This is a genomic window from Streptomyces beigongshangae (assembly GCF_019710745.1).
Lineage (GTDB): Bacteria > Actinomycetota > Actinomycetes > Streptomycetales > Streptomycetaceae > Streptomyces > Streptomyces beigongshangae.
On sequence record NZ_JAHKJW010000001.1, the window covers coordinates 1 to 25,800 of the forward strand.

Consider the following 25,800-nt stretch of genomic DNA (forward strand, 5'->3'; position numbering starts at 1 on the left):
GTGCGGCCCGGGGCGACCGTGCGGCTCGGGGCGGCCGTGCCCTTCGGCGCGTACGCGCCCGGGGCGCCGCCGGGCTTGAGCTGCTGGCCGCCGTCCTGGGCGAGGTGCTTCTCCGCCTGCCCGCCGGTCCGCCCCGGCGCGGACGCGGTGGGGCCGGCGTCGTCGCCGGGCCGGTCGTCCGTCCCGCCGACGATGTACGTGCCGTCGTCACCGGAGTCCTCGGTGTCCTCGGTGCCGTCTTCGCTGCCCTCGCTGCCCTCGCCGCCCTCGCTGCCCTCGCTGCCTTCGCCGCCGTCGTCCTCCGTCTCGTCCGTCTCCTCCGTCTCGTCCGTCTCGTCCGTCTCGTCCGTCTCGTCCGCGCGGCCCGTGTCCTTGGACGCCTCCGCGCCCGCCGCCTTCCTGGGCTTCTTCTTCTCGACCGGGCCGTTCACCACCCATCCCGCGTCGGCCAGCAGGGCCCGTGCCTCGCGGGTGTCCTGCCCGCCGAGCGCCCCGCTGTTGTCGGCGTACGCGTACTGCCCGGCGAGCGCGAGATGGCTGCCGACCGGTTCGGCGGGCAGGCCCAGTGGTTCGAGCACGATCCGGGCGAGCTGCGCGCGGTCGAGGGCACGGGCCACGGCCCGGCGGACCCGCTCGTCGGCGAGCGGGCCCTCGGAGCCGTTCAGCGCGAGCTGGGTGAAGGCGGGTTCGAGGGAGGTGCGGACCTCGAACCCGCGCAGGGAGCGCTGCTGGCGGGCGTACTTCCCGGCGGCCCTGGCCCGCTTCCTGCGGGCCGTGGCCTCCTCGTCGGCCGCCTCCTCGTCGGAGCCGTGCACGACCGCCCAGGACCGCAGCGCCCGGCCCGGGGTGAGGGCGGCACCGGGGCCGTGGACGAGCGAGGCACCCCTGCCCTTCGTGTCGGCCCCGGCGGCCGACGCGACGCGGTGCGCCTCGGACGCGTCGATCTCGGCCAGGTCGAGCCGGCCCGCGGCGAGCGCGGCGACGCGTTTCTCCCGGGGTACGGCCCGCAGGACCAGCGCGGAGAGCTTGGCGGGGCGGCCCCACCAGCGGGGGTTGCGCCTGAGGGTGACGTCGCCCGACCGGCGGTCGATCTCGCTGACGGTGAACGGACCCGCGGTCACCTTCAGCCTGCGGCGGGCGCTGTCGTTGAAGGTGTCCGGAGCACCCATGACGTTCTTCGGGTACAGCGGCGAGAACAGCGACTGCCAGTCCGCGTACGGCTTCCTGAAGGTGACCCGCACCTCCAGGTCGCTCGCGCCGCGCTCGATCTTCTCGATGCGCTCGTAGCCGGCGTTGCGGGCGGTCCAGTACGCGCTGTCCCGGCCGGACAGGGCACGCCACTGGGCGGAGAAGTCCGCGGCGCCGATCTCGCGGCCGTTGCTCCAGACGGCCTGCTGGTTGAGCTTGTAGAGCACGACCTGCCGGGGCTCGCGCTCGACGACCCTCGCCGACTCCAGGTAGTCGGCGTTGCGCCGCGGCCGGCCGTTCGCATCGAGCCGGTACAGCGCGGGCAGTACGGCCCCCGCGATCCGGGAGGTGGCGGCGTCCGCGTCCGCCTGGAAGGTGTTGAGGGTCTGCGGCACGCCGTCCACGGCCCAGCGCACGGTGCCGCCGTCCGCGACCGCGTCGCGCCGCGCGGACGCGGTGTCCTGGTCCGCGGCGGGCCTGCCCGCCGGGTCCTGCTCGCCGCACCCGGCGAGGGCGGGCACCGCGAGGACACCGGCCGTGAGGAACGCGACCGAGCGCGCCACCGCGCGCGGTCCGACGCCGTCGTGGGACATGACTGGTACCTCCGGGGGCCGCTCCGCGGGTGAACACGGACGTCCGGTCACGGACGTCCGATCACGTTTGGCTTATTTGGTGTTGATCAGATCTATGCGGCCACTGAAGAGGAAAGGGTTCAGCGCCGGGGGCCGACACGGCGACGGCGGAGGGGAAGCCCACCCGTACGGCGGACAGGGCTCCCGGGCCCCGGGCCTGCGCGCCGGACACCCCCGCACCCGCACGCCCCCGCCGAATCCGTGCACGTCCCTTCACACCGGCAGGTGCGGCACGTCACACTCTCAGGCGCATGAACGTTGCCGCCCTGGGCCGTCGGGTCCGCGGAAGTGAGGCCGAGCCATGTCCGTGCACGACGACCTGACGTCAGTCCAGCGCTGCCTCGACGACCTGGTGAGGTCCGTGGGGCGGCTGGAGCAGCAGCTGGGGGCGGACGGCCTGGAGATGCGCAGGGTGCGCACCGACGCCGACCACCTGCGCGAGAGCGTGGCGCTCCTGCGCGAGGCCGCGCCCGACCTCGTCGAACCGATCCGCCCCGACCTCGTGACCATCCCCGACACCCCGTACGACAACAGCCTGTGGACGGACTCCGACGACGAGGGTCTCGGCGCCCGCGACCGCCACGCACCCTGATCCCCGACCGGAGCTCTCCTTGGCCACTGGTACGGAACCCCAACCGAAGAGCAGCACGCGCGGCGGTGTACGCGGCGGTACGCGCGCCGCGATCAGCGCCCCGCACCTGCGGACCGACCGCTGGTGGCTGGCGCCCGCCGCGACCGCGGCCGGGCTGCTGGCCTTCGTCGTCTACTCGACCTGGCGGGCGTTCGCGAACACCGACTACTACGCGGCCCCCTACGTCTCGCCGTTCTACTCGCCGTGCCTGGCGGAGAACTGCGAGCCGATGCGGAACGGGCCCAACTGGGAGATCTTCGGCAGCTGGTGGGGCCTGTCCCCCGCCCTGCTGGTCCTGATCTTCCCGCTCGGTTTCCGGCTGACCTGCTACTACTACCGCAAGGCCTACTACCGGGGCTTCTGGGCCTCGCCGCCGGCCTGCGCGGTCGCCGAGCCGCACAGGAAGTACACCGGCGAGACCCGCTTCCCGCTGGTCCTCCAGAACATGCACCGCTACTTCTTCTACGCGGCGGTCCCGGTCGCCGGGATCCTCACGTACGACACCGTGCTCGCCTTCCGGGACGAGCACTACGCGTGGGGCCACATGGGGCTCGGCACGCTCGTGTTCCTCGTCAACATCGTGCTGATCTGGGCGTACACCTTCTCCTGCCACTCGTGCCGGCACATCGTCGGCGGCAAGCTCAGGCACTTCTCCAAGCACCCGGTGCGCTACCGGGCCTGGCAGCTGGCCGGCCGCCTCAACGCCCGCCACATGCAGCTCGCCTGGGCCTCGCTGATCAGCGTGGCGCTCGCCGACTTCTACGTGTACCTGGTCGCCTCCGGCGCTTTCGACGATCCGAGGTTCTTCTGATGTCCGTGGTCGACCGGCAGGAGTGGGACGTCGTCGTGGTCGGTGCCGGGGGCGCCGGGCTGCGGGCCGCCGTCGAGGCACGCGAGCGCGGCGCGCGCACGGCGGTGATCTGCAAGTCGCTGTTCGGCAAGGCGCACACGGTGATGGCCGAGGGCGGCATCGCGGCGGCCATGGGCAACGTCAACTCCGGTGACAACTGGCAGGTCCACTTCCGCGACACCCTGCGCGGGGGCAAGTTCCTCAACCAGTGGCGGATGGCCGAACTGCACGCGCAGGAGGCCCCCGACCGCGTGTGGGAGCTGGAGACCTGGGGCGCCCTCTTCGACCGTACGCAGGACGGGCGCATCTCCCAGCGCAACTTCGGCGGGCACGAGTACCCGCGCCTCGCGCACGTCGGCGACCGCACGGGCCTCGAACTGATCCGCACGCTCCAGCAGAAGATCGTGTCGCTGCAGCAGGAGGACTTCGCGGAGACCGGCGACTACGAGTCGCGCCTGAAGGTCTACCAGGAGTGCACGGTCACCCGGATCCTCAAGGAGGGCGACCGGGTCTGCGGGACCTTCTGCTACGAGCGGGAGTCCGGCCGGTTCTTCGTCCTCGAGGCCCCCTCGGTGGTGGTCGCCACCGGTGGCATCGGCAAGTCCTTCAAGGTGACGTCGAACTCCTGGGAGTACACCGGCGACGGGCACGCGCTGGCGCTGCTCGCGGGGGCGCCGCTGCTGAACATGGAGTTCGTGCAGTTCCACCCGACGGGCATGGTCTGGCCGCCGTCGGTGAAGGGCATCCTCGTCACGGAGTCGGTGCGCGGCGACGGCGGGGTGCTCAGGAACTCCGAGGGCAAGCGGTTCATGTTCGACTACATCCCGGACGTGTTCAAGGAGAAGTACGCGCAGTCGGAGGAGGAGGGCGACCGGTGGTACGAGGACCCTGACCACAACCGGCGCCCTCCTGAGCTGCTCCCCCGGGACGAGGTGGCGCGGGCCATCAACTCCGAGGTGAAGGCGGGCCGCGGCTCGCCCCACGGCGGCGTGTTCCTCGACGTCTCCACCCGGATGCCCGCCGAGGTGATCCGGCGCCGGCTGCCGTCCATGTACCACCAGTTCAAGGAGCTCGCGGACGTCGACATCACCGCCGAGGCGATGGAGGTCGGGCCGACCTGCCACTACGTGATGGGCGGGATCGCGGTCGACTCGGACACCGCGGCGGCCCGCGGGGTGCCCGGGCTGTTCGCGGCCGGTGAGGTCGCGGGTGGGATGCACGGCTCCAACCGGCTCGGCGGGAACTCGCTCTCCGACCTGCTGGTGTTCGGCCGCCGGGCCGGACTGCACGCGGCGCGGTACGCGGCGGCGCTCACCGGCGGCCGTCCCGCCGTGGACGGCGCCCAGGTCGACGCGGCCGCCGCGGAGGCCCTGCGGCCCTTCTCCGCCGAGGGGCCCGTGTCCGGCGGGGACGACGGCCGGCCGCCGGAGAACCCGTACACCGTCCACCAGGCGCTCCAGCAGGCGATGAACGACCTCGTCGGCATCATCCGCAGGGAACCGGAGATGGTGGAGGCCCTGGAGAGGCTCGCGGACCTGCGGCTGCGGGCGCGGCGGGCCGGGGTCGAGGGGCACCGGCAGTTCAACCCGGGCTGGCACCTCGCGCTGGACCTGCGGAACATGCTGCTCGTCAGCGAATGCGTGGCACGGGCCGCGCTGGAGCGCACGGAGTCGCGCGGCGGCCACACCCGTGAGGACCATCCGGGGATGGACCGGGCGTGGCGGCGGGTCAACCTGCTCTGCCGGCTGGCCGACCCGACGGGCGGGCCCGCCGCCACGGACCCGGTGCGCGGCCAGATCGACCTGGTCCGGGAGACCACCGAGCCCATCCGTCCCGACCTGCTCGCCCTCTTCGAGAAGGAGGAGCTGGTCAAGTACCTCGCCGAAGAGGAGCTCCACGAGTGAGCAGCAGCTATGAGGCCCGTTTCCGGGTGTGGCGCGGGGACGTGGGGGGCGGCGCCCTGGAGGACTTCGGGGTCGAGGTGAACGAGGGCGAGGTGGTCCTCGACATCATCCACCGGCTCCAGGCGACCCAGGCCCCGGACCTCGCCGTGCGCTGGAACTGCAAGGCGGGCAAGTGCGGTTCGTGCTCGGCCGAGATCAACGGCCGGCCGCGGCTGCTGTGCATGACCCGTATGTCGGTGTTCACGCGGGAGGAGACCGTCACCGTCACCCCCCTGCGGGCCTTCCCGGTGGTCCGCGACCTCGTCACCGACGTCGGCTTCAACTACACGAAGGCGCGGGAGGTGCCCGCGTTCGTACCGCCCGGGGGTGTCGGACCCGGTGAGTACCGGATGATGCAGGAGGACGTCGACCGGCCGCAGGAATTCCGCAAGTGCATCGAGTGCTTCCTGTGCCAGGACACCTGCCACGTGGTGCGCGACCACGAGGAGAACAAGACCGCCTTCGCCGGCCCGCGCTTCCTGATGCGGGTGGCCGAGCTGGACATGCACCCGCTGGACGCCGCCGGCGAGAGCGGCCTGGACCGCAGGAGGACGGCCCAGGACGAGCACGGCCTCGGCTACTGCAACATCACCAAGTGCTGCACGGAGGTCTGCCCCGAGGGCATCAGGATCACCGACAACGCGCTGATCCCCCTGAAGGAGCGCGCGGCCGACCGGAAGTACGACCCGCTGGTCTGGCTGGGGTCGAAGATCAGGAGGCGCTCTCCGGGAGAGTGACCTCGCAGGGACGGGGACAGGGACGGCGGGCGGAGGGGGAGGGCAGGGGCGGCAGGCGGGGGGGCGGGCGAGGGTGGCGGGGGTCAGAACAGGCTCAGCAGGGCCTCCGCCGGGTCCTTGAGGCCCTTTCCGCCGCTGGGCAGGGGAAGTTCGAACCACACCGTCTTGCCGCGCGGTGTGCGGCGGGAGCCCCAGGCGGCGCTGAGGAGACCCACCAGCTGCAGTCCGCGGCCGCCCTCGTCCGTGTCGCGGGCCCGGCGGCGGCGGGGCTGGACGAGACCGGCGTCCCAGACCTCGCAGACCAGGGTGCGGTCCAGCAGGAGACGCAGCCGGATCTCGCCCTCGCCGTAGCGCAGGGCGTTGGTGACCAGCTCGCTGACGAGCAGTTCGGCCGTGTCGACGAGCGGCTCCAGGTCCCAGCCCACCAGCCGGTTGCGGGCGAACTCGCGGGCGCGGCCCACACTGCGCGGTTCGCGCGGCAGCGTCCAGTCGCCCACCGACTCGGCGGGCAGCCCCTGGACACGTGCCATCAGCAACGCGATGTCGTCCTCGCCGTGGTGCGTGTCCAGGGTGCTCAGGACGTGGTCGCAGACGTCCTCCAGCGGCTCGGAGGGGTCGGTGAGAGCGCCCACGAATGCCCGCAGGCCCTCGTCCAGCGGGTGGTCGCGGGATTCGACCAGCCCGTCCGTGTAGAGCGCGAGGAGGGCACCCTCCGGGAGGTCCACCTCCACCTCCTCGAACGGCTCGCCGCCGACGCCGAGCGGTATCCCCGGCGGTACGTCGAGCATGAGCGCGCCCTCGCCGGGCTCGACCAGGACCGGCGGGAGGTGGCCGGCGTTGGCGAACGTACAGCGGCGGGTGACGGAGTCGTAGACCGCGTACACGCAGGTGGCGAGGTACACCTCGGAGAGGTCGGCGTCCCGGGACTGGCGGGCGCCGCGGGTGGACTGCTGGGTGCCGCCGGGCGTGCCCAGACCGCGGGCGATCTCGTCCAGCGCGGAGAGCACCTCGGCCGGTTCGAGGTCGAGGAGCGCGAGGGTCCGTACGGCCGTGCGGAGCTCGCCCATCGCGACGGCCGCCCGCAGACCGCGCCCCATCACGTCGCCGACGACCAGCGCCGTGCGGTGTCCGGGCAGTTCGATGACGTCGAACCAGTCGCCGCCGACCTCCGTGGCCGCGTTGCCGGGGAGGTAGCGGCAGGCGATGTCCAGGCCGGATGCCTCCGGGTCGCCGGGCGGCAGCAGGGAGCGCTGCAGGATCAGGGCGCGCTCGTGCTCGCGGCGGTACAGGCGCGCGTTGTCCATGCAGACGGCGGCCCGTGCGGCCAGCTCGACCGCCAGCGCCCGGTCGCGCTCCCCGAACGGCTCGCTGCCCTTCGTACGGGAGAACTGGACGAGGCCGACGACCGTGTCGTGGGCGACCATCGGCACCGCGAGCGTGGACTGGATCAGGCCACCCTCCTCGGCGGCCACGGTCTGCGGCCTGGCGGTGCGCAGGGCGTCCGCGCAGGCGGAGTTGAAGGCGAAGTGGTGGACCGCGCCGACGCCGACGGGCTTCGGACCGCCGACGAAGGGCGCGTCGGACACGGCGCTGGCGAAGGCGACACGGCGCAGTTGCGCACTGCCGTCGGCGAGACCGGGCGGGGTCTCGTCACCGGCGAGCAGGCCCTGGTAGAGGTCGACGGAGGCCAGGTCGCAGAAGCCGGGCACGGCCACGTCGAGCAGTTCGCGGGCCGTGGTCTCCAGATCGAGCGAGTTGCCTATCCGCGCGCCCGCCTCGTTCAGGAGGGCGAGATTGCGCCGCGCCTGCGCGGCCTCACGGGCGGCGGCGCGGCGCGCGGTGATGTCGGTGCCCAGCCACGCGATACCGATCGGACGGCCGGAACCGCCGTGCACGCGGTAGAGGTTGATGGACCAGTGGCGCCGCTCGGGGGAGCCCGGCACGGTGCCCGTGACCAGCATCTCGGTGACGGAGTCGCCCGTCTCCAGGACCCGGTGCAGGATCGCCGAGACGCGTTCGGCCTCGCTCGGCGACAGGTAGTCCCGGACGGTGCGGCCGCGGTGGTCGTCGACCGTGCCGCCGAAGATCGAGGCGAACCGCCGATTGGCGCGGCGGATCCGCAGGTCCGGGTCGATGAGGAGGAACCCGAAAGGAGATTGGCCGAAAATGGCCTGCGAGGCGGCGAGATCCGTCTCGATGCTGCGGAGCGTGCGGACGTCCACGACGATGCAGACGGCGGCCCGCTCGCCCTCCGCGGTCCGTGTCGGCATGACGTAGATCTCGGCGAGTCCCTCGACGACGCGACCGGAGCCCTCGGGGTCGGGCAGCCGGAAGGGGATCACACCGGTCCACTCCCTGCCGTCGAGGACCTCGGCCATCTTCCGCTGTCCGAAGTCGCGCCGGTCCTCGGCGACGAACGCCTCGATGGGGTCCAGGCCCACGGCACGGTCGGTGGGGATGCCGAACAGATGCTCGGCGCGGAGGCTCCACTGGTCGACGAGGCCGTCGGGGCCGATCGAGAACGAGGCGACCTTGATGTAGTCGTAGATGGAGCCGGGCGGGTTGCTCTGCCACACGACCTCGCCGGGCGCGTCGCCCGGCCCGCCACCGGGAACGTCGCCCGCGCCACCGGGAAGGTCGTGTGCGTCACCGGGGAGGTCGTGCGTGTCGCCGCGGATCCCGTCCGCAGGTCCGGTCGGGGATGCGGCCGGGGATCCGGTCCTGGCTCCGTACGCGGGTCCGCCCGGCGTTCCGCGGTCCGGCGCGCCGCGGTCCGGCGTTCCGCGGCGCGGCATTTCACGGGCGGGCGTCCGGCGGTCCGGCGTCCGGCGATGCGGCATTCCGTCCGGCGCGCCGCCGGCCGCGGGCACGGCGCCATCGCCTGCCGTCGCATCAGCCATCGCGTCGCCCGACGGGCCCTCGGGCTCCGTGGCCTTCGCTGGTATCTCGCTCACGCGAACCGTCCCCTCCAGCTCACCGCGCCCGGCACCGGTCACCGACAGCGGCTGCCCGCAGTATCCAGCACTACGATGCCGCACAACACGGTGTTCACGATCACAGCACGGTCCCGATGCTTTTAGGACCGGCTGTGACAGACACTCCCAGTCTTCTAACCACGAGGCACCCCGTCGAACCCCTGTCTTGGCCGGTCCTGCATGTCCGGGGCCCACCGGACCCCGGACGGACCCCGGGCGGACTCCCGCCGGCGGACTTCCGCTCAGCCGGGAACGGCCAGCTCGAACCAGACCGTCTTGCCCTTTTCGCCCGGTCTGGTGCCCCAGCGGCGCGAGGAGTTCGCCACCAGCTGGAGTCCTCGGCCGGTCTCGTCGTCGGGCCGGGCAGCACGTTCCCGGGGCAGGTCGGGCAGGGGGTCGGAGACCTCCACGAGCAGGGCCCCGGGGGACCGCGCGGAGCGTACGAGCCGCACCCCGATGGGGCCGGTCGCATGCCGCAGGGCGTTGGTCACCAGCTCGCTGACCAGCAGCGCCGCCACATCGTCCAGGGAGGCGAGCTTCCAGTCGTGCAGCTGGCCGCGGACCGCGGCACGGGCGTCCCTGACGGCGCCGGGGTCCGCGGGAAAGTTCCACTCGGCGACATCGCCCTCGGTGCGGATCACACAGATCACTCCCAGGCCAGAAGCGGACCGGACCATGTACCTTTTCATGGGGTTAATGGGCACATACCCGATATCCCAGGCGAAGTACCGTGCGTGAGGACGCACCGTGACACGAACGGCGCACTCCGGCTCTCATCGGTCACCCCAAGCGCCCTGCGGGGGAGAGGCCCTCACACCACCGGCGCTCCGCTCCCCCAGGCCACCCGCGCGACCTCGACCACCGCGGGCACGTCCTCGTCGAGCCAGTCGACGTCCCACAGTCCGTCCGGGGCCAGCCAGCGCAACGCGTCATGGTCCTGCAGGGGCCGGGGCGCGGCCGAACCGGCCGCCAGCCGGGCGGTCCAGACATGGAGGACGTACGGCGCCCGCAGCGCGAACTCCCCCGGCACCCGCCCCACCACCTCCGCCCGGACCCCCAGTTCCTCCCGGAGTTCGCGCACCAGGGCCCGCTCGGAGCTCTCCCCCGGCTCGACCTTCCCGCCGGGCAGTTCCCATCGCCCGGCCAGCTCCGCGGGCGCACTACGGCGCGCGGCCAGCAGCCGCCCGTCGTCCAGCACGGCGGCCCCCACCACCACGATCCGTTCGCTCATGCGCCGGAGCCTACGGGAGCGGCCCGGACCCCGGGCATCCTCACCGGGCATTCGTCACCGGGCACCCGTGTCACCGGGTGCCGGTCACCGCGCGCCGTTCTGGGCGACCCGCTCCACGCAGTACAGCTGCTTGTGACCGCGCTCGTCGAGGCTGTCCGCGATCTTCTGGGCCTCGGCCCTGGTCGCGTACCTTCCGATGCGGTAGCGGTTGCCGTTGTCGTCCTGGCGAATGACGAGCCAGGGAAGTGTGATCGTGCCGTCGTTCATCGCGCCCCTCCACCCCCCGCTCCCGGCTCGCGCCCGGCTCCGCCACCCAAGGAAACCGCAATCCGCATATGCCCGAGCCTACGCCCAACCTTTACGCAGCGAATACGGATTCTCACAAAGAGGTAGGACCGGGGTAGGCAACCGGCCAGGACAGAGGGGGCGCATCCTTCCGGATACGCCCCCTGGCATTCTTCCCGGGTCCCGCGAACAGCACGGGGACCGCACGGGAACCCGCCACGAGAACGACCGGATCCCACCGGCGCGGGACGGACTCCCTCCGCTTGCGCCCCGGACTCACCGGCCGCCCTGCGGTCACCTCCTACGCATGACGCAGTACGCCCTACTTCACCGGCAGGTGGTAGGCGATCCGGTACCGGTCGGCCGGGACGACCACGTCCGCCGTCTCCACCGGCCGGCCCGACGCGTAGTACGTGCGCTGGATGACGAGCACCACGTGTCCCGGCACCCCTCCCAGCGCCGACAGCTCCTCGGCCAGGCCGGGCCGGGCCCCCACCTCCTCCGTGACGTTGTCCACGACCACGTCGATGGCGGCCATGCGCTCGACCACGCCCATGCCGCCGAGGGGCCCCTCCTCGGGGAGCATCACCGGGGTGCGGCCCGTGACGGCGAGGGGTTCCCAGGAGGTGGAGAGCATCATGACCTCGCCCGCGTCCCGGAAGACGTACTTCGTGCACATCACCCGCTCGCCGGCCCGGATGCCGAGCCGCTCGGCGACGGGACCGCCCGCCTCCGCCTGCGCGCTGTGCGACTCCCACGTACCGCGTGCGGCCGGGTCGGCCTGCTCCTGGCGGAAGGGGGTCGCGCCGCCGTCCGAGCGGTAGCCGCTGCGGGCGACACGGCGGGGCACCGGGCGCTCACGCACGTACGTGCCGGATCCGGAGCGGCCCTCGACCAGCCCCTCCGCCATCAGCACCTTGCGGGCCTCCAGCGCGACCGTGTCCGAGACCCCGTACTCCGCGCGGATTCTGGCCTGCGACGGGAGCCGGGTGTGCGGTGGCAGGGACCCGTCGGCGATCTTCTTGCGAAGGTCGCCCGCGACGCGCAGATACGCCGGCTGCTCACCGAATGTCACTGACCACTCCCCCGTTGCCCCGTTACACCGTCGTGTTTGTACAGACAGCAACAGAGTGGCGACCGTGGGTTGCGCCAGGCAAGTGGAGGCCAAAGAATCACTCGATGTGATGACGTCAGGCCGCCAGGTGTTTTGGGCGGGCGTTTCTCCCCATCACGACGGCCCCCACCCCGCTGCCGTCCACTGCCGCCCCGCCGTCACACCTCGACGCCGCCGCCGCTTCCGTCGCCCGCCCCGCCCCCGCCGTCGCCCTCGCTCTCGTCCTCGTACTCGTACTCGGCCGGAGGGGTCGTCGCGAGGTCGAGGGCCTTGCGCGCGCCGACCGTCTTCTTCGCGTCGGTGAGGTCGAGCGCCGCTCCGTAGTGCTCGTAGAAGGTGTCCACGTCGGAGGTCTTCGCGGCCTTCGCCCACTCCTCCTTCGCCGATTCCAGATCCCCGACGATCGTGGTGACCGGCTTCTTCGCGCCCTCGGGCCACTCATGGCCGCGGAGCATGCCGATCTGCTCGGCGAGGGCGCCCGAAACCCTGCCGGCCCACTTCCTGTGACCGGGCAGGTCGTCCTCGACGTACGGCTCCCCGGGCGCCGAGTCCATCGCCTCGTCGAGGACCCGGGCCGCTTCCAGATAGGCGAGCTGGTCGGCGTCGAGACTCGACCGGTCCTGGCGCAGCGACCCGGTCAGGCCGGATTTCCCGTCGACGTTGCCGAAGAGGCAGCTGACCTCGCGGTCGCCGAAACTCCAGCTGTCGCGCGTGGGCGTGAAGTAGTAGATGTCGACGTCGTGCGGGATGGCCCAGGCGTCCACGGCGTAGGCGTACCGGAGCGTGTAGCACTTGTCGTCGGCGATGTCGGTGATGGCGTCGTCGCCCGGGAATCCCCCGCCCGCCATCTCGAAGTTCGCGAAGACCTCGGCGTCGTGCCCGCCCTCGCAGGGCACCTCGTCGACGTCGTACGCCATGCCCTCCAGGGAGCCGCCCTCCGTGTCGAAGCACTCGCCCTCGTCCACGGAGAAGGTGCTGCCGCTCCCGCCCGCCTCGCGCGCGCCTTCCTCCACGCCCTTCCAGAACCCGGCCGCGCCCCCGACGGTGAGGACGAGCGCGAGGATCACGGTGCCGGTGCCGGACAGCACCATTCCGGCGATGGCCATGCCCTTGCCGCGTTCGCCCTTCCGCCTGATCTGCCCCAGCGCGACGGCCCCGAGCACCAGCCCGACCAACGGCAGGAAGCAGAGGAGGCTCAGCACCAGGGCGCCGACCGCGAGACCGTTGACGGGGGCGGGGGCGGGAGCGGGGTTGTTGTACGGGTACCAGCCGTGCCCCCAGGGCCGGTACCCGTACGGGTCGGGCCCCTGCGGCGGATACGGCTGCGGCTGTCGAGGGCCGTCGGGCGGGGGTGTCTCCACTGGCGGCGTGCTCCTCGTCCGGAGGGTGGTGCGTCATGGCTGCACGGAACAGATGTGCGACGCAGCGCATGGTAAGCACGGCACGGACGGGGACGGAACGTGGGGCGGTCCGCGGGGGCGGTCCGCCGGGGGGCGCGGTCCGCGGGACCGCGGGGCCGGGATTGTCGTCCCGGACCCGCGGCTCCGTGCTCAGAACTGCAGCCCCCACGAGTTGATGTACCCCGTGTCCCGCGCGGCGTTGTCGCCCACCCGAAGCGTCCACGTCCCGTCGGCCGTCTCGGACGACGCGTCGACCGTGTAGGTCGTGCTGATGTCGTCGGCCGACCCGCCCGTCCCGTACGCCTTCAGCGTGTGGACCGACCCGTCGGGCGCGACCAACTGCACCTGCAGGTCACCGATGTACGTGTGCACGATGTTCACCGGCACCCTCAGGGCCGCGGGCGCGTTGCCGCCGACCCCGCTCACCACGACCGGCGAGTCCACCGTGGAGTTGTCGGCGATGGCGTGGTCCGCCGTGTTCTCGAAGTACGGTCCGGGCGGCGTCGTACCGCCGTCGCCGACCCGCAGCAGCCGGTTCGGCGAGCCGGTGCCGGGACCGGTGACGACCCCGGTGGTGGCCGCGCCGACCAGCGCGCTCTGCACGGCGGCCGGAGTGGCGGTGGGGTTGTCGGCCAGATGGAGCGCGGCGGCTCCCGCGACGTGCGGCGCCGCCATCGACGTACCGGAGATGGTGTTGGTCGCGCTGTCGCTCGTCCTCCAGGCAGAGGTGATGGAGGAGCCGGGGGCGAAGAGGTCGAGCACGGCCCCGTAGTTGGAGTAACTGGCCTTGGCGTCGGTGCTGGTGGTGGCGCCGACCGTGATGGCCTCGGTGACCCGGGCGGGCGAGCGGCTGGCGGCGTTGGTGCTCTCGTTGCCGGCGGCGACGGCGTAGGTGACGCCGGAGGCTATGGAGTTGCGTACGGCGGTGTCGATCGCGGTGTCGGCGGTACCGCCGAGGCTCATGTTGGCGACGGCCGGCTTGACGGCGTTGCCCGTCACCCAGTCGATGCCCGCGACGACCTGCGCGGTGGTGCCGGAGCCCGCGTTGTTGAGGACGCGGACACCGACGATCCGCGCCTTCTTGGCGACGCCGTACGCCGTGCCGCCGACCGTGCCGGCGACGTGCGTGCCGTGGCCGTGGCCGTCCTGGGCGGTGTTGTCGTCGTCGACGGCGTCGTAGCCGTAGGAGGCCCGGCCGCCGAAGTCGGTGTGGGTGATGCGGATCCCGGTGTCGATGACGTACGCGGTGACGCCCTCGCCCGCGGTGTCGTCGTAGCTGTAGCTCCGGTCGAGCGGGAGCGCCGCCTGGTCGATGCGGTCCAGGCCCCAGGAGGGCGGGTCGGGCTGGGTCGCCTGGATCGAGAGGACGCGGTTCTGGACGACGGAGTCGACGGCCGGGTCGGCGGCGAACCTCTTCGCCTCGGCCGCGGTGGCCTCGACGGCGTATCCGTTCAGCGCCTTCCTGTACGTACGTTCGATGGTGGCGCCGTACTCCGCGGCCAGGGCCCGGCCCTCGGCCGAACCGGCCTTCGCGGCGTCCGGGTGGAGCGTCACGATGTAACTGTCCGCGATCGTGCCGGGCGCGCCCGCGTACTGGATCCGGCCCTCGGGGCCCGCGGCGGCGTGGGCCGGAAGGGCGGAGACGAGACCGGCGACCAGGGCCGCCGAGCCGATACCGGCAAGTCTTCGCCGGGCATGACGCATCACTGCCATCTGAGGGATCCTCCTCGATCGGTGTGCGCTGGTGGGGGGTGGTGGGGGGTGGTGCGGTCGGGCACTCACCGGGTGGTGCGGGTCGTACGGGCACGGGCAGGTTCGCGCCGGCCCGTTCGACGAGCCGAACGATGCACTCAGCCGAAAGGCTGGGGCTTCCACCGGAATTGCACAAGGGCCCTGCACCGACGTGACGCAGGTGCCCCGCACCGGCCGTGACGGCCGTGACCGCCGTGCCGGCCGTGACGGCTGTGACACCGACGCCGGCCATGAGGACCGGGGCCCTCGTGGGAGCCGGGGCAGCCATGAGGGGCGAGGCAGTCGTGAGGACCGGTGCAGTCATGAGGACCCGTCAGCGACCGGCGCGTCTAACCTGCGGGCATGACTCCCTTGCCGGATCGCTTCTGCCCGGTGGACGGCACGCGCGTCCCCGCGGACTCGCTCGCGTGGTGCTGCCCGGTCTGCCGCGGCCCGCTGGACCTCGACTTCGCGCCCACGCCCGCGCCCCTCAAGTCGCTGGCCGGACGGGTGAACTCGCTGTGGCGCTACACCGAGTGCCTGCCGCTGCCGGCTCCCTCGGTGTCACTGGGCGAGGGGCGCACCCCGCTGGTGGGCCTCAGGGAGGGGGTTTCGGCCAAGCTGGACTTTCTGACGCCGACGCTCTCCTTCAAGGACCGCGGGGCGGTCCTGCTCGCCGAACTGGCCCTGCGGCTGCGGCCCCGGCGGGTGGTGGCGGACAGCAGCGGCAACGCGGGTACGGCCGTCGCCGCGTACTGCGCCCGGGCCCGGCTGTCGTGCACGGTGTACGTCCCCGAGGGCACGTCCGCCGGGAAACTGGAGCAGATCGGGGCGCACGGGGCCCGCCTCGAAGCGGTCCCGGGCGACCGTGCGGCAGCCGCGTCGGCGGCCCGGGAGGCGGCGGACGAGGAGGGCACGTTCTACGCCTCGCACGTCTTCAACCCGTACTTCCTGCACGGCACGAAGACGTACGTCCACGAGGTGTGGGAGGAGCTCGGCGGACGGCTCCCGGAGGTGCTCGTCGTCCCGGTCGGCAACGGCACGCTCCTGCTCGGCGCGGCACTCGCCGTCGCCGAACTGCACGCGGCGGGGCTGATCGACCGCAGGCCCGCGCTGTACGCGGTCCAGTCCGCGGCCGTCGCACCGCTGGCCCACGCCTGGCACGAGGGCGCGGACGACCTGGTCGGGGTCACTCCGGCGGCCCCGACGTTCGCCGAGGGCATCGCGATCCCCCGCCCGCCGCGGGCACGCCAGATCCTCCGGGCGGTGCGCGAGTCCGGCGGCACGTTCCTCACCGTGACGGAGGACCAGCTCCGTCACGCCCAGACCGACCTGGCCTCGCAGGGCCTGTACGTGGAGCCGACCGGCGCGGCGTCCTGGGCGGCGGTGCGCGAGGGTGCCCTGGGCCCGCGCACGGCGGTGCTCCCCCTCTGCGGAGCAGGCACGAAAACAGGCTTGCCGGCACCCCCTGCCTAGCCCCGCGGGGCACCCCCGCTCTGCCTAGCCCCGCGGAGCACCCCCGCTGCCCACGGCCAACCGTTCCTGCTCCTCCTCCACGATCCGCCGGGCGAGGGCCCCGTCGGAGACGTCGACCGCGTCGGGCGATGCCTCGGCGACATCACTGCGCCGCGCGTACGCGTCGAAGAGCCGCGCCTTGCTCTCCAGGATGTGCAGCAGCCGGTCGTCCACGCTGTCGGCCGCGAGCATCCGGTGGACCTGGACCGACCGGACCTGCCCCATCCGGTGCGCCCGGGCCACCGCCTGGTGCTCCAGCGTCGGCTTCACCTGCGGCTCACAGAGGATCACCACGGACGCGGCCTGCAGATTGAGCCCGACCCCGCCGGCCTCGATCTGGCAGAGCAGCACCGCGTGCCCCTCCGCACCGGCGAACTCGTCGACGAGCCGCTGCCGCCGGACGGCCGGCACCCCGCCCGCGAGGGGCCCCAGCACCCCGGCACCCTCCCCCTCGCCCAACGCCTCCCGCACGGTGGCGAGCACGTCACGGAAGTAGGAGAAGACCACGACCTTCAGGTCGTTCGCGGCGGCCTCCGCGACCAGCTCCCGCACCCGCTGCAACTTCGCCGACGTCCGCGGACGCGCGTACGCCGCCCGCCGCATCGCCATGAAGTTCCCCGCGGCGACCGCCTCCCGGTATGCCTCCTGGTCGGCGGCGCTGAACTCCTCCCACTCGTCGACCTGCACCAGCGCGGGCAGTTCGGTGAGCACGTCCTGCTGGTTGCGCCGCAGGTAGGCGGGGGCGACGGACCGGCGGAAGGTGTGCGGCCCGGCGACCGCGTCGCTGCCCTGGATCCTCGGCACCAGGTCGGGCTGGAGGTAGCGGACGAGCGTACGGAACTCCTCGACGCGGTTCTCCATCGGCGTCCCCGTGAGGAACAGGACGCGCTCGCAGCGGTTCGTCCAGCGGGCGACGGCCCGCGAACGCCGGGCGTCGGGGTTCTTGACGTAGTGCGCCTCGTCGACGACGAACGCGGCCGGGGCGTCCAGCGGATGCGCCTCGGCCTTCCTCGGGTCGGGCAGGCTGTGCAGCACGTCGAAGGTGGTGACCGCGACACCGCCGCGCTCACGCCACTCGGCGTACGCGTCCAGCCGGTCGGGGCCGTGCACGGGCACCGCGCGCAGGGTGCTGCGGGAGCCGATCTCCCGCGTCCAGTTGATCAGTACGCTCGCCGGGCACACCACGAGGAAGTGGCGATGCCCGTCGGCCGCCAGGTGCGCGAGCACCGCGATGGCCTGGACGGTCTTGCCGAGCCCCATCTCGTCGCCGAGGACCACCCGGCCCTGGGCGAGCGCGAACCGCGCACCGAAGGACTGGTAGCCGCGCAGCGAGACCCGGCGGTGGGTGTCGTCGAGCCCCTGCGCGTGCACCCGGTCCGCGACCTCCGCCGGCAGGAAGCCCTCGGAGGCCGCGACGTCGGGCGCGCTGCCGGCGATCTCGGCGAGCTGGCTGTAGTACTCCGTGGACCGCAGCTCGAAGTCCACCCACGCCTCGGCGTCGGACGCGGACTCCCGCAGCAGATCGGTGGATGCCTGGGTGAGCAGCATCGGCAGGCCCTTGGCGACGGCGTCGGCCACGAACGCGCGCACCTCGCCCGCCGCCGCGAGCGCGCTCTCGCGCCCGGCCCTGCCGAGGAGGGCCATGCGCAGCCGTCCGCAGGCGGGCCGCGCCACCGGGAGGAGCGCCGCGAGCCTGCGCTCCAGCTCCCGGGCCGCGTCCACGGCCCGGCGCACGTCGGGCCCCGCCTCGACGATCCGCCGCAGCGCGATGACGAGGGCGGTGGTCCGCGGCTCCGGGTGATCGATGTCGATCCGCACGGACACGGTCTCCTCCAGCGCCCGCGCGATCTGCCGGGCGGCGGCGAGTGCCTGGTCGGCGGTCTGCTGCCCGACCCCCGGTATCTGCCGCAGCTCGTACCGGCTGGCTTCGTACACCGGCCGTACGCTGCCGAACCCGGCGTTCTCCAGCGCCCCGAGCCGCAGCCGCCCCTCGGTGACGTCCTTCAGCCGGGCGACGGGGATGCCCTCCAGCTCCTGGGCCACCAGCTCGGCGAGCAGCGGCGCGAGGGCGGTACGCACCTGCTCGACGGCGCGGGCGTGATCGGCGAGCACCCCGCGCGCGAGCCCGCCGAGCCGCTCCCCCCGGGCGACGATCTCCCGGGCCCTGCGCCCCACCGTCACGGAACCGCCGACCGCCCCCTTGCCCTCGCCCTCCACCATGCCGCCCCTCATACCCCGTACACCGCGATTACCCCGTACACCGCGACCGAGCGGACATCCTGCCACCTGCCACCGACAGCGCGGCGCCGGCCGGGCAGGAGTCTGTCCCCCGTGAGAGCTACCCGCAGGTGTCCACTCGGCGGTGACGATTCCCGGCCGTCACGTCCATGGCCTCCTACTCGGCCCGCGACGCCCAGGCCGCGGCCCTGAACAGGAGTTCTCATGAGACTGGTCCGGCAGCTTCTGGCGGTCGCGGCGGTCGCCCTCGCCGGCGGGCAGGCGCTCGCGGCGGCGGAGGGCCACCCGTGGCTGCAACTCCTCGTCGGCGTCCCGGCCGCCGTCGTCGATATCGGAGGTCAGCATGACCACAGCCCGTGCAAACCGGCACCCGTCAGCAGCTTCGAGGCCGCCCCCGCCTCCTCGTCACCCACCGGGACCACGCGCAACCCGGAGAACTCCCGCTTGCCCACCCGCGCTCGGATCGCTTCAGCGGTTCCCTCCGGCAGCGACAGGCTCACCCGTGTCGCCGGCCCTTCCCCGATGCCGTATGTCGTCCCGGTCATGACTCAAGTGCGTCGAACGAGTAGGAAAAGTGCCGTGTTCCCCGTGCCCGCGACGCACCGCCCAGCACACAGCCCGGCACGGAAACAGACGAAGGGCCCGACTCCGAAGAGCCAGGCCCTTTCTGACCTGTACGTTCACCAGACCGGCGACGCGGTGCCAAGTCACCCGCTACACGTTGAAGCGGAACTCCACCACGTCCCCGTCCCGCATCACGTAGTCCTTGCCCTCCATGCGGGCCTTGCCCTTGGCCCGGGCCTCGGCCACCGAGCCCGTTTCGACGAGGTCCTCGAAGGAGATGACCTCCGCCTTGATGAAGCCCTTCTGGAAGTCGGTGTGGATGACTCCGGCGGCCTCGGGGGCGGTGGCGCCCTTCTTGATGGTCCAGGCGCGGGATTCCTTCGGGCCTGCCGTGAGGTACGTCTGCAGACCGAGGGTGTGGAAGCCGGCGTGGGCGAGGGTGTCGAGGCCGGGCTCCTGGACGCCGACCGACTCCAGGAGTTCCCTGGCGTCCTCCTCGTCGAGCTCGGCGAGGTCCGCCTCCAGCTTGGCGTTGAGGAAGATCGCCTCGGCGGGGGCGACCAGCGCGCGCTGCGCGGCCTTGAAGTCCTCGTCGACCAGCTCGTCCTCGTCGACGTTGAAGACGTAGAGGAACGGCTTCGTGGTGAGCAGGTGCAGGTCGTGCAGCAGCTCGTCGTTGCCGGAGCCCTGGACGATGCCCGCGGAGAACAGGGTCTCGCCCTTCTCCAGGATCGCCTGCGCCGCCTCGATCGCCGCGACCTTCGGGCCGACGTCCTTCTTGATGCGCGACTCGCGCTGCAGGCGCGGCAGGACCTTCTCGATGGTCTGCAGGTCGGCGAGGATCAGCTCGGTGTTGATCGTCTCGATGTCGTCCTTGGGCGAGACCTTGCCGTCCACGTGTACGACGTTCTCGTCCTTGAACGCCCGGATGACCTGGCAGATCGCGTCCGACTCACGGATGTTCGCGAGGAACTTGTTGCCCAGTCCCTCGCCCTCGGAGGCGCCCTTCACGATGCCCGCGATGTCGACGAAGTCCACGGTGGCGGGCAGGATCTTCTGCGAGCCGAAGATCTCCGCCAGCTTGGTCAGCCGGGCGTCGGGGACCCCGACCACGCCCACGTTCGGCTCGATCGTGGCGAACGGGTAGTTGGCCGCCAGCACGTCGTTCTTGGTCAGGGCGTTGAAAAGGGTCGACTTGCCGACATTCGGCAGACCGACGATTCCGATCGTGAGCGACACGTTGCGACTTCCCGTACGTGAGGTGGTGGGGCGGGGACAAGGAACGAGGGGCGAGGGGCGAGGGCACCGGGACCGGGACACAGGGCCGGGCCCGGACGGGCCCGCGTCCTTCGCCTGGTACCGCACGGGCCGATCCACCAGTCTACGGCGTGCGCCGCCTCGCACCGGCGACGTATCGAACGCTTGGCCAAGGTCGACCAAAGCGCGTGTCCCAGAGCCCGTTCCACACATAACCCGACCTAAGTTGGACCGGTGGAGCAACACAGGACGCGTCCCCCCCAGTCACAGCCGTCACGCGGCCACTCGCCGCTTCCCCCGCAGGCCGGGCGGGGCGGTGCCCGCACGGTCCGGCAGCCCAGGGCCGTGCGAGTACCGCGGGCCGCACGGGCACCACGGACCGCGGCTCCCGCCTCACCGCTCGTGCAGGCGGTGCGGCGGTTCCCGAACCCGCGGCTCACCGGTCTGGGCAGCGGGCTGTTCTGTGCCGCGTCGATGTTCGCGCTGGCCTGTCTGGACCAGTTGCTGTTCGGGGCGTCGTTCGTCGTCTACGGCCTGCTGTTCCAGCCGGTCTGCGTGCTGACCGCGGTGTGGGTGCGGCGGGCCGACCTCGTGACCGCGGTCGTCGCCGTGCCCATCGCCTTCGCCGTCGGCCTGCTGCCGCTCGCCGACGGCGAGGGCGGTTTCCTCGGCCGGCTGATGGGGCTGGTCACCGCGCTGGCGATGCACGCGGGGTGGCTGTACGGGGGCACGCTGGCGGCCGGCGTCATCGTGACCGTGCGCAAGGCGCGGATGATGAGCCGCAGGGCCGCACAGCGACGCCGTACGGCCTGAGGGCGGGTGACCCCGTACGGACGCCGGGTGACCCCGTACGGACAAGTCTGAGGACCGTGCTCCTCGGCGAGGAGTGTTAGTCCGCCCTCGCCGCGCGCATCGCCGCGCCCACGATCCCCGCGTTGTTCTGGAGCTGGGCCGGGACGATCTCCGCCTTGACGCCCTCGATCAGCGGCAGGAACTTGTGGGCCTTGCGGCTGACGCCGCCGCCGATGATGAACAGCTCGGGCGAGAAGAGCATCTCCACGTGGGCGAGGTACTTCTGGACGCGGTGGGCCCAGTGCTCCCAGGAGAGGTCGTGGTCCTCCTTGGCCTTCGTGGAGGCGTGCTTCTCCGCGTCGTGGCCGTTCAGCTCCAGGTGGCCCAGCTCCGTGTTCGGAACGAGGGCGCCCTCCACGAAGAGGGCGCTGCCGATCCCCGTACCGAAGGTGAGGAGGACGACCGTGCCCCGGCGGTCCCTGCCCGCGCCGAACTGCATCTCGGCGACGCCCGCCGCGTCCGCGTCGTTCAGCACGGTCACCGGCAGGCCGCCCAGCCGGTCGCCGAGCAGGGCGCGCGCGTCGGTGTCTATCCAGTTCTTGTCCACGTTGGCGGCCGTGCGGATGGTGGCGCCGTCCGTGACCACACCGGGGAAGGTGATCCCGACCGGGCCCGTCCAGCCGAAGTGGCCGACGACCTCCTTCACACCGTCCGCCACCGCGTCGGGTGTCGCCGGGTGCGGCGTGAGCACCTTGTAGCGCTCCTCCGCCAGGTCGCCCCGGTCCAGGTCCACGGGAGCGCCCTTGATCCCTGAACCGCCGATGTCCACACCGAAGATCTGCATGGCCCTACGTTACGTCGTGGGACGGACAGTCACTCGCCCGAGGGGGTGGTTGCGGTGCGCCCGGCCACCAGGGCCGCCGCCTCCGCGCGCAGGTCGCGGCGGAGCTCCTTGGGCAGCGAGAAGGTGATGGACTCCTCGGCCGCCTTGACGAGTTCGACGTCCTCGAAGCCGTGGGTGGTGAGGTACTCCAGGACCTGCTCGACGAGGATCTCCGGCACCGAGGCCCCGGAGGTGACGCCGACCGTCGTGACGCCCTCCAGCCAGCTCTCGTCGATCTCGTCGGCGAAGTCCACGAGGTACGCCTCCCGCGCGCCCGCGAGCTTGGCCACCTCGACGAGCCGTACGGAGTTCGAGGAGTTGCGCGAGCCGACCACGATGACGAGGTCCGCCTGCTCGCCCATCTGCTTCACCGCGAGCTGGCGGTTCTGCGTGGCGTAGCAGATGTCGTCGCTCGGCGGGGAGATGAGCTGCGGGAACTTCTCCTTGAGGGCGTCCACCGTCTCCATGGTCTCGTCGACCGAGAGCGTGGTCTGGGAGAGCCAGACGACCTTGGAGGGGTCGCGGACCTCGACCTTGGACACGTCCCCGGGGCCGTCGACCAGGGTGATGTGGTCGGGCGCCTCGCCGGAGGTGCCGATGACCTCCTCGTGGCCCTCGTGGCCGATGAGGAGGATGTCGAAGTCGTCGTTCGCGAACCGGACGGCTTCCTTGTGGACCTTGGTGACCAGCGGGCACGTCGCGTCGATGGTGGCGAGCCTGCCCGCCGCGGCCTCCTCGTGGACGACCGGGGCGACGCCGTGCGCCGAGAACATGACGATGGACCCCTCGGGGACCTCCGCCGTCCGCTCGACGAAGATCGCGCCCTTCTTCTCCAGGGTCTGCACGACGTACTTGTTGTGGACGATCTCGTGGCGGACGTAGATCGGGGCCCCGTACTGCTCCAGGGCCTTCTCGACGGCGATCACGGCACGGTCGACCCCCGCGCAGTAGCCACGGGGGGCGGCGAGCAGGACACGGCGGCCGGTCGAAGCAGTCATGCCTCCCATCGTAAGGGTGCGCCCGGGAGGTCGGAGATCGCGTCCGCGGGGAGACTGGCCGTGGGCCGGGGAGGGCCGGACGCCGGGTGCCGGGAGGGAGCGGACGCGGCACGACTCCCGGAGGCACGGATGTCCCCCATGGAAACACCGGCCGGCGCGCCCGGCGGGGAGCAGGGGCTGCGGCGCAGTCTCGGCTTCCGGGACCTGGTCGTGTACGGGCTGCTGTTCATCGCCCCCATGGCACCGGTGGGCGTCTTCGGGGCCCTGGACGCCACGTCCCACGGGGCGGTCGCGCTGGTCTACGTCGTCGCCACGGTCGCCATGGCGTTCACCGCCTTCAGCTACGCGCAGATGGTGCGGGTCGTCCCCCGGGCGGGCTCGGTGTTCGCCTACGCGCGCGCGGGGCTCGGGAAGGAGGCCGGGTTCGTCGCCGGGTGGATGGCGATGCTGGACTACCTGCTCATCCCGGCGGTGGCGTACCTCTTCTCCGGGATCGCGATGAACGCGCTGGTCCCGGGTGTCCCGCGGTGGGTGTGGACGGCGGTCGCGGTGCTCGTCACGACGCTGCTGAACCTGTGGGGCGTACGGGTCGCCGCGCGCGTCGGTTTCCTGGTGCTCGCGCTGGAGATCGTGGTCCTGCTCGTCTTCGTCGTGTCCGCGGTCGTGGTCCTCGCACGCGACGGGGCGCAGCGGGGCTGGCTGTCACCCCTGTCCGGAGACGGTTCGCAGGGGGCGTTCGCGCTGTCCGCGGTCCTCGCGGCGGTGTCGGTCGCCGTGCTGTCGTACCTCGGCTTCGACGCGATCGCCTCCTTCGCGGAGGAGGTCACCGGCGGTTCGGGGAAGGTCGCGCGGGCCGTGCTGTGCTGCCTGGCGCTCGCCGGGGTGCTGTTCATCGCGCAGACGTACCTGGTCGCGCTGCTGGCGCCGGTGTCGTCGGCGCGGCTCGCCGACGACCCGGTGAGGCAGGGGACGGCCTTCTACGACGCCGTCGACGCCTCGGTCGGTACGTGGCTGCACGACCTGGTGGCCGTGAGCAAGGCGGTCGGGGCGGCGTTCGCCGCGCTGGCCGGGCAGGCGGCGGCCGGACGGCTGCTGTTCGCGATGTCCCGGGAGCGGCGGCTGCCGCGGGTCCTGTCGCGGACGGACTCCGGGGTGCCGCGGGCGGCCCTGCTCTGCGCGGCCGTCATCACGCTGGTCGCGGCCGTGTGGGCCGCCCGGCGCGACGACGGGATGGACCATCTGGTGTCCGTGGTGGACGTCGGCGCGCTGACCGCGTTCACGCTGCTGCACGCGAGCGTGGTGGGGTGGTTCGCCGTGCGGCGGCGGGGCGGGGCGGTGGTGTGGTGGCGGCACGTGGTGGTCCCCGTCGCCGGTGCGGGGATCACCGTCCTGGTGATCTTCGAGGCGTCGGGGGCGGCGCAGGTGGTGGGGGCGGTGTGGCTCGGGGTGGGGCTGGTGGTGTCGTCGGCTCAGCGGGGGCGGGCGCCCGCGGCGGACTGACCCGGGGTTTTCGGGGTGGCCGGACGGGTCGGGCGGGTGCGGGTCCGGTGGGGCCGGCGACGGCCTGCCGAGGTACGCCGGTGCTGTCAGCGGCGGCGGCTACGCTCGCGGCATGGCTCTCAATACGTCCGCCGACGCCCCCCTGCCCGTCGGCGAGGTGTCGCGGCTCATCGGAGGGTGGATCGACCGGCTCGGCGCGGTGTGGGTGGAGGGGCAGATCACCCAGCTGTCGCGCCGCCCGGGCGCCGGTGTCGTCTTCCTGACGCTGCGCGACCCGTCGTACGACATCTCCGTGAGCGTGACCTGCTACCGCCAGGTGTTCGACGCCGTCGCGGACGTGGTGGGCGAGGGTGCCCGGGTCGTCGTCCAGGCGAAGCCCGAGTGGTACGCGCCGCGCGGGCAGCTGTCGCTCCGGGCCGCCGAGATCAAGCCCGTGGGCGTCGGGGAACTGCTCGCCCGGCTGGAGCAGCTGAAGAAGTCGCTCGCCGCGGAGGGGCTGTTCGCGCCCGGGCGCAAGAAGCCGCTCCCGTTCCTGCCCCAGCTGATCGGGCTGGTCACCGGCCGCGCCTCCGCCGCCGAGCGGGACGTGCTGGAGAACGCGCGACGGCGCTGGCCCGCCGTCCGCTTCGAGGTGCGCAACGTCGCCGTGCAGGGCGTGCACGCCGTTCCGCAGGTCGTGCGGGCCGTGCAGGAACTGGACGCGACGGACGAGGTCGACGTGATCGTGGTGGCGCGCGGCGGCGGCAGCGTGGAGGACCTCCTCCCGTTCTCCGACGAGCAGCTCGTACGGGCGGTCGCGGCCTGCCGTACGCCCGTCGTGTCGGCCATCGGCCACGAGCCCGACAATCCGCTCCTGGACCACGTGGCCGACCTGCGCGCCTCCACGCCCACCGACGCCGCGAAGAAGGTCGTGCCGGACGTCGGCGAGGAGTACGAACGCATCCGCTTCCTGCGCGACCGCGCCCGCCGCCACGTGGGGGCCCTCGTCGAGCGCGAGGAGCGGGGTCTCGCGCACGCGCTGGCCCGTCCCTCGATGGAGGACCCGCACCGGATGGTGGACGAGCGGGCCGGCCAGGTCGCGGCGCTCCTGGACCGCGGCCGCCGTACGCTCGGCCACCTCCTGGACCGGGCCGACTCCGAGCTGACGCACACACGTGCGCGTGTGGTGGCCCTCTCCCCCGCCGCGACGCTCCAGCGGGGGTACGCGGTCCTGCAGAAGTCCGACGGCCACGCCGTCCGCTCCGCGGACGAGGTGACAGCGGACGAGCCCCTGCGGGCGCGGGTCGCCACCGGCGAGTTCGCGGTACGAGTCGATGTCCGAGACAGACCCTAGGGT

At 72.5% G+C, this 25,800-nt stretch carries 21 protein-coding genes; 8 read left to right on the forward strand and 13 right to left on the reverse strand.

What is annotated here, in order from left to right:
• The coding region (locus tag KM933_RS00005; protein WP_221347636.1) for an ABC transporter substrate-binding protein at positions 1 to 1,781 on the reverse strand (1,781 nt) is incomplete at its 3' end.
• 340 nt (positions 1,782 to 2,121) lie between these two features.
• Here KM933_RS00005 and KM933_RS00010 point away from each other — a divergent pair.
• Genes KM933_RS00010 through KM933_RS00025 form a run of 4 tightly spaced genes read left to right on the forward strand, consistent with a single transcriptional unit; the run spans position 2,122 to position 5,981 of the window.
• Positions 2,122 to 2,412, forward strand: coding sequence for a hypothetical protein (locus KM933_RS00010; RefSeq protein ID WP_221347637.1), 291 nt, complete (start codon positions 2,122 to 2,124; stop codon positions 2,410 to 2,412).
• A gap of 19 nt (positions 2,413 to 2,431) precedes the next feature.
• Positions 2,432 to 3,262, forward strand: coding sequence for a hypothetical protein (locus tag KM933_RS00015; protein ID WP_221347638.1), 831 nt, complete (start codon positions 2,432 to 2,434; stop codon positions 3,260 to 3,262).
• Positions 3,262 to 5,205, forward strand: coding sequence for a fumarate reductase/succinate dehydrogenase flavoprotein subunit (locus KM933_RS00020; protein ID WP_221347639.1), 1,944 nt, complete (start codon positions 3,262 to 3,264; stop codon positions 5,203 to 5,205). Before KM933_RS00015 ends, KM933_RS00020 begins: the two co-directional genes overlap by 1 nt.
• Positions 5,202 to 5,981, forward strand: a complete 780-nt coding sequence (locus tag KM933_RS00025) for a succinate dehydrogenase/fumarate reductase iron-sulfur subunit (protein ID WP_221347640.1) — start codon at positions 5,202 to 5,204, stop codon at positions 5,979 to 5,981. Before KM933_RS00020 ends, KM933_RS00025 begins: the two co-directional genes overlap by 4 nt.
• 83 nt (positions 5,982 to 6,064) lie before the next feature.
• On the opposite strand, the gene KM933_RS00030 is transcribed toward KM933_RS00025, so the two are convergent.
• The 7 genes from KM933_RS00030 to KM933_RS00060 form a co-directional block, all read right to left on the reverse strand.
• Entirely contained in the window at positions 6,065 to 8,935 is a 2,871-nt protein-coding gene (locus KM933_RS00030) for a SpoIIE family protein phosphatase (protein WP_308013182.1), read from the reverse strand.
• A 263-nt stretch (positions 8,936 to 9,198) separates the two neighbouring features.
• Positions 9,199 to 9,633: an ATP-binding protein gene (locus tag KM933_RS00035; protein ID WP_221347864.1), complete on the reverse strand. Its 435-nt coding sequence runs from the start codon at positions 9,631 to 9,633 to the stop codon at positions 9,199 to 9,201.
• A gap of 134 nt (positions 9,634 to 9,767) precedes the next feature.
• A complete protein-coding gene (locus KM933_RS00040) occupies positions 9,768 to 10,187 on the reverse strand; it encodes a (deoxy)nucleoside triphosphate pyrophosphohydrolase (RefSeq protein WP_221347641.1) in 420 nt (139 codons plus the stop codon).
• An 84-nt stretch (positions 10,188 to 10,271) separates the two neighbouring features.
• Positions 10,272 to 10,454, reverse strand: a complete 183-nt coding sequence (locus tag KM933_RS00045) for an SPOR domain-containing protein (RefSeq protein ID WP_221347642.1) — start codon at positions 10,452 to 10,454, stop codon at positions 10,272 to 10,274.
• 340 nt (positions 10,455 to 10,794) lie between these two features.
• Complete coding sequence (locus tag KM933_RS00050) at positions 10,795 to 11,547, reverse strand: GntR family transcriptional regulator (protein ID WP_221347643.1); 753 nt, start codon at positions 11,545 to 11,547, stop codon at positions 10,795 to 10,797.
• Positions 11,548 to 11,744: 197 nt separating this feature from the next.
• Positions 11,745 to 12,947 carry a DUF4190 domain-containing protein gene (locus KM933_RS00055; RefSeq protein ID WP_221347644.1) on the reverse strand — a complete coding sequence of 401 codons (1,203 nt, stop codon included), beginning with the start codon at positions 12,945 to 12,947 and terminating at the stop codon, positions 11,745 to 11,747.
• Between the two features lie 189 nt (positions 12,948 to 13,136).
• Positions 13,137 to 14,699 (reverse strand): S8 family peptidase, encoded by a 1,563-nt coding sequence (locus tag KM933_RS00060; RefSeq protein WP_221347645.1) that lies wholly within the window; start codon positions 14,697 to 14,699, stop codon positions 13,137 to 13,139.
• A 381-nt stretch (positions 14,700 to 15,080) separates the two neighbouring features.
• Between KM933_RS00060 and KM933_RS00065 the strand changes: the two genes are divergently transcribed.
• Positions 15,081 to 16,193 (forward strand): threonine synthase, encoded by a 1,113-nt coding sequence (locus KM933_RS00065; protein ID WP_221347646.1) that lies wholly within the window; start codon positions 15,081 to 15,083, stop codon positions 16,191 to 16,193.
• Between the two features lie 24 nt (positions 16,194 to 16,217).
• Here the strand turns inward: KM933_RS00065 and KM933_RS00070 are convergent, their stop codons facing one another.
• The 3 genes from KM933_RS00070 to ychF all read right to left on the reverse strand — a co-directional run bounded on the left by KM933_RS00070 (position 16,218) and on the right by ychF (position 20,273).
• Positions 16,218 to 18,464: a DEAD/DEAH box helicase gene (locus KM933_RS00070; RefSeq protein ID WP_430727252.1), complete on the reverse strand. Its 2,247-nt coding sequence runs from the start codon at positions 18,462 to 18,464 to the stop codon at positions 16,218 to 16,220.
• A 344-nt stretch (positions 18,465 to 18,808) separates the two neighbouring features.
• Positions 18,809 to 19,015: a hypothetical protein gene (locus KM933_RS00075; RefSeq protein ID WP_221347898.1), complete on the reverse strand. Its 207-nt coding sequence runs from the start codon at positions 19,013 to 19,015 to the stop codon at positions 18,809 to 18,811.
• A 169-nt stretch (positions 19,016 to 19,184) separates the two neighbouring features.
• A complete protein-coding gene (gene ychF, locus KM933_RS00080) occupies positions 19,185 to 20,273 on the reverse strand; it encodes a redox-regulated ATPase YchF (RefSeq protein ID WP_221347647.1) in 1,089 nt (362 codons plus the stop codon).
• 363 nt (positions 20,274 to 20,636) lie between these two features.
• Between ychF and KM933_RS38905 the strand changes: the two genes are divergently transcribed.
• Positions 20,637 to 21,104, forward strand: a complete 468-nt coding sequence (locus KM933_RS38905; protein ID WP_308013183.1) for a DUF6542 domain-containing protein — start codon at positions 20,637 to 20,639, stop codon at positions 21,102 to 21,104.
• Between the two features lie 76 nt (positions 21,105 to 21,180).
• Here the strand turns inward: KM933_RS38905 and ppgK are convergent, their stop codons facing one another.
• Together ppgK and KM933_RS00095 are read right to left on the reverse strand one after the other, a co-directional pair.
• The gene (gene ppgK / locus KM933_RS00090; RefSeq protein ID WP_221347649.1) at positions 21,181 to 21,927 is read right to left on the reverse strand and encodes a polyphosphate--glucose phosphotransferase; all 747 of its coding nucleotides are present in this window, start codon (positions 21,925 to 21,927) and stop codon (positions 21,181 to 21,183) included.
• 29 nt (positions 21,928 to 21,956) lie between these two features.
• On the reverse strand, positions 21,957 to 22,973 hold the full coding sequence (locus tag KM933_RS00095) for a 4-hydroxy-3-methylbut-2-enyl diphosphate reductase (RefSeq protein ID WP_221347650.1): 1,017 nt from the start codon (positions 22,971 to 22,973) through the stop codon (positions 21,957 to 21,959).
• Positions 22,974 to 23,102: 129 nt separating this feature from the next.
• On the opposite strand from KM933_RS00095, the gene KM933_RS00100 reads away from it, so the two are divergent.
• Positions 23,103 to 24,464: an APC family permease gene (locus KM933_RS00100; protein WP_260332833.1), complete on the forward strand. Its 1,362-nt coding sequence runs from the start codon at positions 23,103 to 23,105 to the stop codon at positions 24,462 to 24,464.
• A 112-nt stretch (positions 24,465 to 24,576) separates the two neighbouring features.
• The gene (gene xseA / locus KM933_RS00105) at positions 24,577 to 25,797 is read left to right on the forward strand and encodes an exodeoxyribonuclease VII large subunit (RefSeq protein WP_221347652.1); all 1,221 of its coding nucleotides are present in this window, start codon (positions 24,577 to 24,579) and stop codon (positions 25,795 to 25,797) included.
• Positions 25,798 to 25,800: the final 3 nt, after the last annotated feature.

What these genes read in the sequence shown, in the direction of transcription:
- KM933_RS00010 (WP_221347637.1), top strand. Translation starts at nt 2,122, where the DNA reads ATGTCCGTGCACGACGACCTGACGTCAGTCCAGCGCTGCCTCGACGAC.
- KM933_RS00020 (WP_221347639.1), top strand. Translation starts at nt 3,262, where the DNA reads ATGTCCGTGGTCGACCGGCAGGAGTGGGACGTCGTCGTGGTCGGTGCC.
- KM933_RS00035 (WP_221347864.1), bottom strand. Translation starts at nt 9,633, where the DNA reads ATGGTCCGGTCCGCTTCTGGCCTGGGAGTGATCTGTGTGATCCGCACC.
- KM933_RS00040 (WP_221347641.1), bottom strand. Translation starts at nt 10,187, where the DNA reads ATGAGCGAACGGATCGTGGTGGTGGGGGCCGCCGTGCTGGACGACGGG.
- KM933_RS00045 (WP_221347642.1), bottom strand. Translation starts at nt 10,454, where the DNA reads ATGAACGACGGCACGATCACACTTCCCTGGCTCGTCATTCGCCAGGAC.
- KM933_RS00060 (WP_221347645.1), bottom strand. Translation starts at nt 14,699, where the DNA reads ATGGCAGTGATGCGTCATGCCCGGCGAAGACTTGCCGGTATCGGCTCG.
- KM933_RS00065 (WP_221347646.1), top strand. Translation starts at nt 15,081, where the DNA reads ATGACTCCCTTGCCGGATCGCTTCTGCCCGGTGGACGGCACGCGCGTC.
- KM933_RS00070 (WP_430727252.1), bottom strand. Translation starts at nt 18,464, where the DNA reads ATGAGGGGCGGCATGGTGGAGGGCGAGGGCAAGGGGGCGGTCGGCGGT.
- KM933_RS00075 (WP_221347898.1), bottom strand. Translation starts at nt 19,015, where the DNA reads ATGACCGGGACGACATACGGCATCGGGGAAGGGCCGGCGACACGGGTG.
- ppgK (WP_221347649.1), bottom strand. Translation starts at nt 21,927, where the DNA reads ATGCAGATCTTCGGTGTGGACATCGGCGGTTCAGGGATCAAGGGCGCT.
- KM933_RS00095 (WP_221347650.1), bottom strand. Translation starts at nt 22,973, where the DNA reads ATGGGAGGCATGACTGCTTCGACCGGCCGCCGTGTCCTGCTCGCCGCC.
- KM933_RS00100 (WP_260332833.1), top strand. Translation starts at nt 23,103, where the DNA reads ATGGAAACACCGGCCGGCGCGCCCGGCGGGGAGCAGGGGCTGCGGCGC.
- xseA (WP_221347652.1), top strand. Translation starts at nt 24,577, where the DNA reads ATGGCTCTCAATACGTCCGCCGACGCCCCCCTGCCCGTCGGCGAGGTG.